Source organism: Paenibacillus sp. Soil750 (assembly GCF_001428045.1).
Classification (GTDB): domain Bacteria; phylum Bacillota; class Bacilli; order Paenibacillales; family NBRC-103111; genus Paenibacillus_E; species Paenibacillus_E allorhizoplanae.
This window is the reverse complement of the sequence record NZ_LMSD01000001.1, coordinates 555329-568549: the sequence shown is the minus strand read 5'-3', so window position 1 is coordinate 568549 and position 13221 is coordinate 555329. Positions and strand designations below refer to the sequence as shown.

General features: G+C 49.4%; 11 protein-coding genes. 2 read left to right on the top strand and 9 right to left on the bottom strand.

Going from position 1 to position 13221, the window contains the following annotated elements:
• The first annotated feature begins 12 nt into the window (after positions 1-12).
• On the top strand, positions 13-927 hold the full coding sequence (locus ASL11_RS02495; RefSeq protein WP_056609277.1) for a TauD/TfdA dioxygenase family protein: 915 nt from the start codon (positions 13-15) through the stop codon (positions 925-927).
• 54 nt (positions 928-981) lie between these two features.
• Here ASL11_RS02495 and sdaAA read toward each other — a convergent pair whose 3' ends face one another.
• The 6 genes from sdaAA to ASL11_RS02465 form a co-directional block, all read right to left on the bottom strand.
• Positions 982-1866 carry an L-serine ammonia-lyase, iron-sulfur-dependent, subunit alpha gene (gene sdaAA, locus ASL11_RS02490; RefSeq protein WP_056609275.1) on the bottom strand — a complete coding sequence of 295 codons (885 nt, stop codon included), beginning with the start codon at positions 1864-1866 and terminating at the stop codon, positions 982-984.
• Positions 1863-2543, bottom strand: a complete 681-nt coding sequence (sdaAB, locus tag ASL11_RS02485; protein ID WP_056609274.1) for an L-serine ammonia-lyase, iron-sulfur-dependent subunit beta — start codon at positions 2541-2543, stop codon at positions 1863-1865. Before sdaAB ends, sdaAA begins: the two co-directional genes overlap by 4 nt.
• A 352-nt stretch (positions 2544-2895) precedes the next feature.
• Positions 2896-3153: a hypothetical protein gene (locus ASL11_RS36260; RefSeq protein ID WP_157256782.1), complete on the bottom strand. Its 258-nt coding sequence runs from the start codon at positions 3151-3153 to the stop codon at positions 2896-2898.
• Between the two features lie 586 nt (positions 3154-3739).
• On the bottom strand, positions 3740-4378 hold the full coding sequence (locus ASL11_RS02475) for a ThuA domain-containing protein (RefSeq protein ID WP_056609271.1): 639 nt from the start codon (positions 4376-4378) through the stop codon (positions 3740-3742).
• A 37-nt stretch (positions 4379-4415) separates the two neighbouring features.
• Complete coding sequence (locus tag ASL11_RS02470; protein WP_056609269.1) at positions 4416-5147, bottom strand: SDR family NAD(P)-dependent oxidoreductase; 732 nt, start codon at positions 5145-5147, stop codon at positions 4416-4418.
• Between the two features lie 61 nt (positions 5148-5208).
• On the bottom strand, positions 5209-6192 hold the full coding sequence (locus ASL11_RS02465; protein WP_056609266.1) for an aldo/keto reductase: 984 nt from the start codon (positions 6190-6192) through the stop codon (positions 5209-5211).
• Between the two features lie 308 nt (positions 6193-6500).
• On the opposite strand from ASL11_RS02465, the gene ASL11_RS02460 reads away from it, so the two are divergent.
• Positions 6501-7358 (top strand): AraC family transcriptional regulator, encoded by an 858-nt coding sequence (locus ASL11_RS02460; protein WP_056609264.1) that lies wholly within the window; start codon positions 6501-6503, stop codon positions 7356-7358.
• Positions 7359-7405: 47 nt separating this feature from the next.
• On the opposite strand, the gene ASL11_RS36940 is transcribed toward ASL11_RS02460, so the two are convergent.
• The 3 genes from ASL11_RS36940 to ASL11_RS02445 form a co-directional block, all read right to left on the bottom strand.
• Positions 7406-8551, bottom strand: a complete 1146-nt coding sequence (locus tag ASL11_RS36940; RefSeq protein WP_056609262.1) for a discoidin domain-containing protein — start codon at positions 8549-8551, stop codon at positions 7406-7408.
• A 136-nt stretch (positions 8552-8687) separates the two neighbouring features.
• Positions 8688-11093 (bottom strand): hypothetical protein, encoded by a 2406-nt coding sequence (locus tag ASL11_RS02450; RefSeq protein WP_056609260.1) that lies wholly within the window; start codon positions 11091-11093, stop codon positions 8688-8690.
• Between the two features lie 16 nt (positions 11094-11109).
• Positions 11110-13212 (bottom strand): heparinase II/III domain-containing protein, encoded by a 2103-nt coding sequence (locus ASL11_RS02445; RefSeq protein WP_056609258.1) that lies wholly within the window; start codon positions 13210-13212, stop codon positions 11110-11112.
• Positions 13213-13221 lie beyond the last annotated feature (9 nt).

Sequence of the window (13221 nt, the reverse complement as noted above, 5' to 3'; positions counted from 1 at the left end):
GAGGCCAAGACGATGAGTACAAATGAGCAAATTAAGCAAACAGCTGGGGACATTGAGGTATTGCCGATTGCAGGAAGAATTGGCGCAGAAATTAAAGGAGTAAGCCTTCATGCTGAATTGGACACTCACTCGGTTTCAGCGATCCGAGAAGCCTTATTGCAGCATAAAGTGCTTTTCTTTCGTGGACAGCACCAGCTGGATGATGCTGGTCAAGAAGCATTCGCCCGCGTGTTAGGTGCTCCTGTCGCTCATCCCACGGTTCCTATTAAACAGGGTACCGACTATGTGTTAGAGCTAGACTCCAATCATGGGGGAAGAGCTGATTCCTGGCACACAGACGTAACCTTCGTGGATGCTTATCCACAAGCATCCGTCCTCCGTGCCGTCGTTGTGCCACTCTCTGGCGGAGATACCGTTTGGGCGAATACAGCTGCTGCGTATGAGCACCTACCAGCCGAACTTCGCAACCTGGTTGATCAACTCTGGGCACTACATAGTAATGATTACGACTATGCTGCGCATCGTCCCCAAGTATCAGACTCCGCGAAGCAGCATCATCGGGAAGTTTTTGCCTCAACCGTTTATGAAACGGAACATCCTCTCGTCCGTGTGCATCCAGAAACGGGTGAGCGCACCTTGGTGCTTGGGCATTTTGCCAAGAAAATACTCGGCCTTTCTTCTGCCGATTCTGCGCAATTAATTGCGCTTCTTCAATCCCATATCACCAAGCTGGAAAATACCGTTCGTTGGCGCTGGTCGGCTGGCGATGTCGTGATTTGGGATAATCGAGCAACTCAGCATTATGCGATTAATGATTATGGCGATCAACATCGCATTGTGCGCCGAGTTACTGTAGATGGGGATATCCCCGTTAGCATTGATGGTCGACAAAGCGTTACACGCAAAAAGCAGCCTAATGCATCTTAGTAAGTGAGAATAACCGCCCCCTCATGATTGAGGTGGCGGTTATTTGCATAGCTGCTATTGCTTCCTATTCAGGTTCAGTTCCTTCATAATTTTGCGTCCGGTCGGTGTCTGCGCTAAGCCACCTTTGGCTGTTTCCCGATGTTTCTCTGGCATGGCGGTGCCCACTTCGTACATGACTTGGACGACCTCGTCCGAAGGAATGACCGATCTGACACCGGCCAATGCCATATCGGCTGCCGCCATGGCGTTAACCGCGCCGAAGCCGTTGCGCACGATGCAAGGGATTTCCACCAGTCCGCCTACAGGATCACAGATTAGTCCGAGTGTATTCTTAAGTGCAAGCCCTACCGCATGCATCGCTTGTTCTGGCGTACCGCCGCGCAGTTCAACGAGTGCGCCAGCCGCCATCCCGATCGCAGAGCCAACTTCGGCCTGACATCCGCCTTCCGCACCCGAAACGAAAGAATTGTTGGCGATCACATACCCAATCGCTCCCGCACATAGCAGCCCCTTCACCAGATGATCATCCTCCCAGCCAAAACGCTGCTGTGAACTGATAAAAACACCTGGAATGATCCCGCACGAGCCCGCTGTTGGCGTCGCAATAATTCGTCCCATGGACGCGTTAACCTCCGAAACGGCTAGGGCATACGCCATCGCCTTGCAAGCCTCTTCGCCGAGCGATGCCTCCGTTGTCGTGAGATACGAGGCGACACGCTGCGCATCCTTCCCTGTTAACCCGCTTCGCGAAGTCGTGTCCTCGGTCAGGCCTTTGGCCACAGCCTCTTTCATGATTTGATAATACGCTCGCATTTTCTCGAACACATATTCTGGCGGTTTTCCTGATTCTTGACTTTGATCAGCCAGCATCACTTCTGCTATCGTCAAGCCTTCCGCTGCGCATACCTCAGCAAGTTGCTTTAATGTCCGGAATCTCATGCGTCGCCCCTTTCTGCAAGATCCACTTTTCTAACGTCGGTGATCATGTGCAACTGCAACATTTGTTCAATTAAAGTAGCTGGAATGGATGCATCCGTCTCAATGACCGTCATCGCTTCTCGGTTCCGCCCTTTTCGATCCAAATCCATAAATCCAATATTGATTAGATTGCTGCCTAACAGCGTCGTAATATCTGCAATCATCCCTGGCCGATCATGATGTGAAATGACCAATGTCGGATAATTCGCTGTGAATTTCACGTCAAATTGATCAACATTAATAATTTCTACATTGCCTCCACCGATCGAGGCCCCTCTCATGCTGACTTTCCGCGATTCTGAGGTAAGTACAATACCCACCGTGTTCGGATGATCAGCTTTATCTTTACTAATATGAAAAGCTACAGCGACGCCTAACGCTTCTGCTTCATCTGCCGCTTGAGGAATACGTGGATCATCTGTCTCAAAATCCAAAATCCCGCCAACCAGCGCGAGATCCGTGCCATGCCCTCGATACGTATCCGCGAAGGATCCGTATAACGTGATCTCTGCTTTGAGCGGCTGCTCGCCTAGCAGCTGCCTGGCGACGCGTCCCAAACGAATCGCACCCGCGGTATGCGAGGAGGAGGGACCGATCATCGAGGGGCCGATGATGGAAAATACATCTTTAAAACGCATCACACAGCGCTCCAATCCTAAGGTGTTACTTACTATCTTCTCCTATTGTATGAAAGGGGACATATAAAAGACAAGTCTTTAAATTGACTATATAAAGATATTTATGTATTTATTTCTGGCCTTAGTTAAGTAGCCTAATGTAGGGCATTGGATCGCCATTTTGCGGCATTTTTGGGGGGGGCGAGTCGGAGAGTGCTACGCTAACGGACACCATGGACGTTAATCCTTGATGAGTGGCTCTTTCGGGGAGTTAACGGACATCACAGACGTTATTGTAGCATAAAATGCTGTTTGATGGCTGGTTTCTGGCGAATAGAGGCTACTGTGTCCGTTAGAAATTTTAAAACCTCGATTACATACAAATAACGTCCCCTGTGTCCGTTATCTGGGGAGGGGGCGTGTGGACGGAAGGCGGGGGTCCGACTCCCACTATGAGTAGTGAGTAGTAAGGACATAATGTGTAATACGTCTCCTCTAGTCTTCTAGTCTTCTGGTCTTCTGGTCTTCTACTTTTCTTTTCTTCTCTTCTCTTCTCTTCTCTTCTCTTCTCTTCTCTTCTCTTCTCTTCTACTCTTCTAGTAATCTGGTCTTCTAGTCCACAATTCCTCAAGTCCTCTGCCCCTGTCAAAAATTCAAAAAAGCACTTTTCGAATGGTTTTCCCCACCGTTATTGGAAATTGATGCAAATAGGCATCAATTTGGAGTAATTTTAGGAGATTCTCATGAAATACGTTAAATTGGTTGCCTTTTTGCACGCATTTGTCAATTTCGACCATAATTCATTACGAAAGGTTGTATTTTTGCATTTTTGAGTAAGGGAAGATGGGAGAATTGGGTAGACGGGATGATGTGAGAGGAAGTTGAAAGCGTGTAACCCCTGCTCGCTTCCACGCAAGCAGGAGCTCTTCCGGAATGCCACCCGCTCACCTAACCTGACAACATTCGGGTTGGGGTTGGGGTTCGGGTTCGGGTTCGGGTTCGGGTTCGGGTTCGGGTTCGGGTTGGGGCTGGGTTGGGTTGGGTTGGGGTTGGTGGTGAGGTTGGGGGCGAGGTTGGGGGCAAGGTTGGGGGCGGGGTTCAGGTTCAGTGTGGTTGCGAGTGCGGAGTCGGGTGTGAACTGAATGAATAAAACAATCAAAAAACCAGCGCCTATACAGGCACTGGTTTCTGTCTACTAGATGGAGCTGAATGTCATCTTAGGTTAGCGGCACGCCTGCTGCCCAAAGGCCTGCGGAACGAATCCACCTCCCATAAGCCTCCGTTTGAAAAGATAGTGGATGATGGCCTGGCATCAGGTAAACGACTCTGCCCAACCCATATGTGCGTGTCCATGCTGCAGGCCATTCTTTGCCTTCGTGCGTGTACGTAAGAAGGAGCTCGATTGGCGCGAACGGGTCTAGTTCGAAGCGGTACGGTTCTTCGTCCATCTGGAACGGCTCGAGTCCGTTCGTCAACGGATGATTGCTCTCCGTCTTCGTGAAGGGGAGTGTCGTGTAAGCCGGGTGCCCCGTGAATCGAGCTCCAATTAACTGGCTAAGCTCTGGGCTGCCCTGGATCGAGATGCCGTTATGGATGACGAGCAGTCCACCTCCGCCAGCAACATATTGGAGGAGACCTGCTGTTTCCTCCGCCGCAGGTACTTTGTTCCAAATATCTAAGTAGGAAACGACTAACGGATAGGGCTGGAGGACGTCCACTAGGTGTGTGGTCCCTTCTGCCGCTGTCACTTGAAAAGACGCCCCAAGATTATCGATAATCAGCTCCTGCACCGCACGCAACGTATGGTACGGCGCATCGTCGTTATTGCCAAGAAGCAAGGTAGGTATACTTGCCATACGAATCCATCTCCTTTTTACTTCATGTCACCATATCTTACCACGGCCATTGTTCGCCTTGGTAGTCGGTCAGTGCCAGCGCCTGATCCGGCCAATCAGGTCCAAGCCGCTGCTCAAGGAGGCCGAGAATGTGCTGAGAGGATTGCTCTGGCGACAGCTTGGCAGTCTCATCAAACTCACCCTTCATGTAGGACTGTACATGCCCGGGATGCACAACCAGCACTTTGCCGCCTAGCGGAGAAATTTGGTTATGAACGAGCTGCGATTGCATGTTGAGCGCAGACTTGGACATGCAGTAAGCATACCAAGCTGTTCGCTTACTTGCCCCGACGCTGCCTGCTTCAGACGAGATATTCACAATGATCTTATCGGTGCTTTTTAAAATAAGTTCAATCAGTCCGTTCGTCATACGTAATGCTCCCAATGTGTTTACACGAAACACTTGCTCGATGTCTTCAAAATCCAACTCATCCTGAATCGTGGTGGAAATGTTCCCCAGAATGGCTCCATTATTAATGAGCAGATCCAGCTGCTCCGTTTCAGCAGCCACCGTACGCAGTGCTTCCGCTACGCTCTTCGCATCGCTGATGTCCAGATGAATAGGACGTACCCGCTTACCATAGGCTGCCTCCAACTCTTGCAATGCCTGACATTCCTCCGCATACTGCCCTGCCCATACATCATAACCTCGTGCCAATAGTCCTTTGACCAAGGCGAGGCCAAGCCCTCGGTCCGCTCCGGTAACCAAAGCCCATCGATTGTTCTTCATAGGAGCAGCTCCTTTCATTTATTTGTAATCGTAACCGACTTGACTCTCCGCAGAGGACGCCTTACCAAGCGTAAGCCTCGGGAGCTGCTCCGCCTGGCCCTGGGAAAATCCGATCCAGCTCCTTCAGTGTCGCTTCATCCAACTTAATTTCTACCGCTCGGAGCGTGTCTAGCAGCTGCTCCACCGTACGCGGCCCGATAATTGGCGCTGTCACGGTCGGGTTGGCGAGCAGCCAAGCTAACGCCACATGCGCGGGTTTTTCACCTAGATCGCCGCACAAACTTACAAAATCTTCCAGCTGATTACGATGCTTAGCTACGAGCGCCTCACTTTGTCTGCTTCTTCGCGTACCTTTGTCAGCTGAAAGCGCATTGCCGCCAAGCAGTCCACCCGCTAGCGGGCTCCACACGACGACACCTAGTCCCAAATCCTGAGCGGCTGGCAACACTTCCAACTCTGGGAGGCGGTTCAGCAAATGATATTTATGCTGCTCGCTCACAAGCCCCAGGAAATGGCGCTCTTTGGCTGCTGCCTGCGCCTTCATCAAGTGCCAGCCCGCAAAATTGCTGGAGCCGATATAATCGATTTTGCCCTGATTGACGAGTCCCTCAAAAGCACCCCAAATCTCCTCCCACGGCGTACGGCGGTCAATGTGATGCATTTGGTAAAGCTCCACATGATCTGTTTGCAGACGGCGAAGCGAATCTTCGAAATGGCGGCGGATTTTGTATAAGGATAAGCCACTCTCATCGTTGGGTCCGTATAGTGGCTTGTGAAGTTTTTCATATACTTTGGTCGCCAATACAACTCGTTCCCTGCGGTTACCGCCTTGCGCGAACCAGTTGCCGATAATCGTCTCCGTGGCGCCAGAGTTTGCTCCCCAACCGTAAATATCAGCGGTATCAAAGAACTGAATGCCCGCATCCAATGCAGCATCCATTATGCGGAACGCTTCGGCCTGCTCCGTATCGACACCAAAATTCATCGTACCCAAACAAAGCTTACTTACACGCAGCCCAGACCTGCCTAAATAATTGTATTCCATTTGCATGATCTCCTCTTATGGTCAATTTAAACTTTCAAGTTTTAGATAAATTGGCGCTGTTTAAAATCTCCTCCAGCTGTTGGAAGCCTTGCAATGTCTTCACCAAGCTTTCGTGTCCGCTGCTCCCTGCTGGCGGTAGTTCACCAATCTTGTATAGCAAAATGACCGCATCTGCGTTGGCTTTGTAATGAATTCATATGAATTGAGTTCATTCTAGTCCATATCGGAAGTCACTGCTATAATAAAATGGAAGCACTATATAGCATAAAGACATATTTTCTTTCAATATGTATAGGGAGCAGCTGCCGATGGCCAACCATAAAATTGCACAGTACTTGATTGAAGCCCAACAAGATATCCAATTCTACTACACGGGCACGGAACAATGCGTCGGGGGTCAGTCTTGGGGACCTGCGATTAAGCAAAGCTATAAAATCTTCTATATTCACAGTGGCAAGGGTATTTATCGTGTCGGCGATGAAACGTATCACTTATCTCAGGGACATGTTTTTCTGATATCTCCCTATGTCGTTTCTTTTTTTCAAGCGGACGAGAAGGAGCCATGGGACTTTTCCTGGGTCGCATTCGGCGGTGGCATCGTCCAAGATTATTTGCGGCAAGCTGGCTTTACACCAGACAATCCCGTCATTACATGCAATCGGGAGTTGGAAATCAGGCAGTGCTTCAACAAACTGTTTGATGCGAACCAGCAGGTTTACAGCAAACCGTTACAGTTGACTTCGGCGCTGTATGCCTTTCTAGCCTTGTTGCTGGAGTCCTCTCAACATGAGTCCTCATTCTCGCAGCAGAAAACCATGAAAGACTTGTACGTGGCGCAGGCGATCTCTTTTATGAAAAACAACTATGCCCGAACGATTACGATCGAGGAAATGGCGCAAACACTGGGGCTCAGCCGTAAATACATCACGAGCCTTTTCAAAGCAGCCATCGGGACACCGCCTCAGCACTACTTAGGCGAGATCCGGCTGAGCAAAGCATGTGAGCTGCTGACGAGTACGTCACTTTCGATAAAGGAGATCGCATACTCTGTGGGGTATACGGATCAGCTGCATCTTAGTCGGATGTTCAAGAAGTTGTATGGTATCTCACCCAGCCAGTATCGGGATGGCGTTACAACTGCCAACCAGCCATCAATGAAAAAATAACCACATCAGCCCAAAGGCTAACGTGGTCATCTCTACAAATATCAATATCAGTACACTTCAACCTCAGCAAAAGCCATCCGATACCGATTCGCATCGCTTGGGTTCGGTCGCAGATTCGTCCCTTCGATTTTCACATATCTTGCAGATACCGCAGAAAACGCAAAACTCTGAACAGCATTCCCCGGCTGCGCATAGCCCGTACGTGTAACCACCGTCGACCAATTCACATTATCTGTAGATGTCTTAATCGTGAAATCGATCGGAAAGTTCTGACCGATATTGCCTGCGTCATTTCGTGGATACAGATCGACCTTCGAAATGGTCTTACTAGCCCCCATATCGAGCGTCACTGACTCTGTATGATTCGTTGTTAAGCTGTTGTTACTGGTCCATCCCATAGAACCTGTTATGGTATTGCGCTGCCCATCATTGATTTTCACAGTGGAGAAATTCGTATTCTCAACTGAGCTGGTGGCCGAAACACTAGCTCCTATTGCTAAGTTGCCTACCGTTCCGTTCACTTCAAACTCCCAAAGGGAGTAGCCGTATGAGGAGCCTCGCAAGGTGCCATTCATTTTCACATAACGAGCCACAGTAGGCGTAAAGCTTATATCATCGACACCGCCATCTCCAGTCGTCGTGCTAAATACATTTGTCCAGTTGACTGCATCATTTGATACTTGAATTTGATAACTTTTGCCATATGCAGCTTCCCAGTAAAGCTTTACGGCATACACATACACCGGGGAGCCTAGGTCCACATAGATCCACTCTGCATCTGTATAGCTCGAACCCCATCTCGTACCAAAGTTTCCATCAAAAGAAAGACTCGGCGCAGCAGCAGAAGATGAGGCTGTAGCTGGTTTATTCAGCGCTAAATTTGGTCGTTGCACAGGTTCTGCAATTTGCGTTGGCAGGATAGTCACAGGTGTATGATAAGCTCGATTGAGGATGTTCATTTGTGCTAAATTTTGCGCAGGTGTCGCACTGCCCGGCATAACAATGTTATTAAATGTAATATTGCTGATGTTTTTCGTGCTGCTGTAGCCTTTCAATGTCCCTAAAGTCGTTCCTGCATCGCGGACTAGAATATTTTTGACATTCAACGTATTAATCGTACCGCCACCGAAGCCATCGGCATTTCGAATGATAAAGTAGGCCCATGTACGCGTGCTATCGTTGGTATTGGTCACTCGCTCAATATCGATATTATCAAAGGTTAATAGCGCTTACATTTCATATCTTATAAAACCTGCCCTCGTTCCCACAATGCGGCAACTTCCATATCAAGGGCAGGTTTCTTGCGAACTTAGTGGTATTCAGGCACACTCATTTCCAGTGCAGTAACTGAACGTCGCCTGACATGCCCCATTTGACGAAATGAGCGCAGCTCACTCGCGTTTGTTCAGGAGCATCGGGACGATCTGCAAAATTTTTAATCCCTTTGTACTGGTCAGGACTCGTTAAATAACGATCTCCGTCCAGATGGTGATGGGGTCCGTACATGTTGAAGGTACTTGGATATAACAGCACCTCAAGCTCATAAGATCCTCCTTGAAGGGATTGAGGAAGCGGTACGGACCAATGAGGCCCCCAACACCAACCAAGCTCTTGCCCACCCAATTTGACGAATGCAGCATCTGCCCATAGATCAGTCAACTGAATGGCACCGCGTTCCGAGGCATCCAGAAATACCATTTTCCTCATTGCTATCGGTGAACTTGCATACGGAAATCCGGATTCAATCAAGTTAGCACTGTCGATCACATCTGAGATCGGCGACAGCTCGAGAGGCCCCTCCAACATCCATTGATGCTCATCCTTCTCGATCAACGCTGCTTTGCTCTTAACGGCGAAATTACCGCGCAGGAACGCGATTGGGAAAGCTTCTCCCTCTGGCAAACGCGTTACCTCGAGCATCAGCTTCGATTTGCCGTCGATTTGAGCAACAGAGATGTCACCTTCGTACCCACTAGTCGTCGGTAACAGCTCCATAGGCTTGCCATTCACCCAAACCTCACTCACAGCATCGAGAAGTAAGAGCGTCATTCCACCGAAGGACTCGGATTCCTCTAGGTTTAATTCAACTAGCAGCTTACCAGACTCTTGCTGCTGCAGTTCCACAAGGATTTGGTTCCATTGCGGTGATTCCGCCACCCATGGTGTCTGTTTCAAATCTGAAGTCACAGCTGCAGAGACTGCGGCTGAAGCCTTTATCGGCAATATATCCCGCCAATCCTCCGGATGACATACGGTAATTCCCACAGAACGAAGACGTTCTTCGATTGCAGGATCCTTCCATCGGCAGCCGTCAGCAATCAGCACATGCGTATAGTCCCGCATCCCAATCCGAAGTGCACCATCCATAAAGAGACCAGACTCCTCAATGAACCGCTCCTCGCTTAACTCATAATGAAGTCCTTCCGCGTGGCATGCCTCAACGAGCGCCAGCATTTTGGCATTGAGAATCCCTGCCGTGCTTGAAGGAATGTTCGAGCCATCGTGCTCGTTCATTTGCATCGCATCGGTTGTATCGAAATGCGCCATGATACCGCGGGTTGGGGTCACGATCAGCACCTCCGGATTCGCTCGCAAATTCGGGAGCTGAGCCGCCTGCTCTTTGATCGAGGCAAGCAAAGCAGGGAATGCGTCCTTCCATGTCAGATGGCTCGGCATCGAAGGCGGCCAGTCCTGTACAGCTTGTGTTGTAAGTTTCAGCTGGTTCAAGTGGAGCACGAAATGTTCCACACCGTGACCTGCCAGCCACATGACATAATTGGTGAAGGATTCCGGCGACACACCCCAGCCGCTGCCTCCCATCGCTTCAACCAGCGCCCCATCTCTGCCTTGCTGCATCGCGATCGAGTGAGCAATACGGGGGTAAAAGTTATTGCCGGGGAAGCGTTCTAAAGCGTCTATGGCCGGCGTTTCTACGTATTTTAAAACCTGAAAACAAGACCCGCTATACGATAGCTGAAAAAATGGACTTTCCTCCGCTTTCAAATGTGCGGTGAATTTCTTACCGTGCTTTTCGCACCAATCAGCGATCGGTTTGTAGAAGCTCGCGATGATCGCATCCGTCAACATTTCCCAATATCGTGCACGGAACGTTTCATAGCCCTTGCCTGTTGTAAACAGTAGGGGAAGATTGGGAAGCAAGGCTTCATGGTGTTTACCTTCATACAGTTGTACAAATCCCTCATCCCAAGGTATCGCACCTGTTTTCACAGTTATACCATGTCCATCTAAGAAGGCGACTTCATCCGAGAAGAAACCTGTCACATAATCAAAGGCTTCTGGAAGCAAACCCTTGCGGTAGCCCTCATGAATAATCGCAATAAACGTTTGCGTAGCTGCTGCATCCAACGAAGAAACAGCCGCTTTCTCCCCGAAAACGAGCCGTCCTCCCTCCTCGTCGGAGATCCAGTTGACGTACTTGCATGAAGAGTCTGGCAGCCTTTTGATAACCTCACCACTTGCTGTTCCTGAAGGCCAACCGTTCTCATCATAGATCCAGAAGATCATCCCTGTAGATTTGGCGTACAGGATCAAGTTCGATAGGATATGGAGATATTCTTCGCTCATGTAAACAGGTTCATTGGGATAAAACCGAGGATGAAAAATGACTCCCTCAAGTCCCGCTAACCGAAGTTCGTCAAGCCCCTCTTTCAACTGTTCCAGATTCAACGCATCGTTAATCGACCATAAACTGAGGAATGACAATCGATTTCTCATCTTAACTCACCTTTCCCTAGCTTAACTTATTAAGCTCCGCCTTCTCACTGGCTAAACTCACAACATACGTATGCTGATCACCTTGCTTGTTCCACACTACTTGCAGCGTGTTCGAAGATAGCATGGTCACCTCAAGCTTACCTTGACGTGCTCCTTGCTGTTTCGCATCAACGTGGAGCGTCTGAACATAGATCACGCTCTGCTCTACAGATGCAACGGCTAGCAAAGACGTCCGCTGCCCGCTCGGCGGATTATCTGGTGTCAAAGCGCTGTATAGGTCCGCTTGCTGTGAGCACCATATGTGCTGCTCCAATGTTCCTTTGCGCATCTCATACGCGAATGCTGGCGCACCCTGCACGAGCCTCTTCTTATCTTTGAGCCATTGCTGCTCCAGTCGGCTCAGCTTATCATCCGTAGACGACCAAACAATCGCATCATCATCATTTACAAGCGCACCACTTATGTGATTGTTAAAATGAACCTCGCGTGTTGCTGGAACAATTACCTGTACAATGTCCAACAAATGGTTTTCGACGAGTACAATTAATCTTCGAATTCTAACGCCTTGGTAGGCGTCTACATCCCATGGATGAAGTTCAGCAGGCAAAATAATGCGATCCTTCATCACATAGTCCTCTGAGAGCCAATCCACTGCCGTTTCCTGCCATACGCCCCAAGGTTCTTCGTGCATTTGAATCAATCGCCCATCCCGTGGCGGCTGGTCTGCCCCGTCTATACTTACGGTATTATGCGAATACGTATGCTTAAACCACCCGTAATGAACTGGAATCCCGTATGCCGTGGTGCCTGGATCGACGAGTAACGGCATATCGCCGTGCATAATAGACAAGCCAAGTCGGTCCATATGATCATGCTCGCCACCGAACCGGCTGTGCTTCACGATCACATGCCAGCCGTTTTGATTAACTATTTTGGTCAACCCGCTCTCTGGCAAGGATCGTGTCCGCCGTACTTCCTCCCCAAGGGAGTCCGGAGCCTCCGAAGGCTGGCCTGCCAAATCTCCGCCGAACATCAACGCATAGACCGAATCTCTCTTGGATAAGTTCACGCCTTGCATACTCGGACCAGCTTCATCCATGCCATAGGCAGCCTGCAACAGCGAACGATATTTGGCTTCCCCATAAATATCGTAAGCAATTTCATAATACGGTGCATACGTGCCGATATGATGGCCAAGCCCTGCATCATTGAGCGTCGGCATCACGCCATTTGGCAAAACCAAGTGCAAAGGAAAGTCGAACATCGCTTTTAGCGCGTTCATTTGCCAAACGTCCCTCTCTGTTCCTTCGGCAATCAACGCGTAGTGCAGCAAGGATTGAAACGCATAGAAGTGATACTGTACATTCCCCTCATACCATTGGCCATCTTCGAATATCCCGCGCACGAGCTGATCGCGCAAGCCATATTCCCCTTCTAGGCCAGCATCTAGAATTTCTCTATCATTGAGTAAAAGTCCCAGCGCGGAAATCGCAGACGTAATCAGCACCGAATGATTATGAATCTGTTCTTCCTTGTGTGCAATAAGGAAACGTGCACACGGCTCGAGTAAACCACGACGTATATGTGTGATTTCATCTCGAGTCAGATGCTCCTTAATCATGTCAAAGCCAAGGGCTAAATCCGTGATCCAATGGGCTTCATCTAAGGTTTGGGCAAATAATTTCCCAGGCCCATTATACGGAATATTCCCATGGATGGCATACGTTTCATAGTGGTCGGCATACGCCATCAGATAGGATTTAACGAATTGTAATCGCTCAGCGTCCGGTTCAATCGCATATAACAGAGCGATGTGATAGACAGCGCGACCGATCTGACTATGTGCCAATGACGTCCAGCCCCCATCGAGCCGTGCATGTTGCCGCTCTTTCCCACAGGTAGGACAGCGATGAAGATGAGGCTTAAGCCACTCGAAAGTGAGCCTAGCCCCATCTTCATCACAATAATAATAATGCATCCATTCGCCTTGCTCATGGGAGCGAATGGCGAAGGTGATCTTCGCCGCTTCTTCCGCATCCCGTCGTAACAGCATCATTGCTGATTGAAATTCTGTGTTGACCGCGTTTCCACGCAGCCTCTCTAAACGCTTAAAGTCCATGGTCAGAAG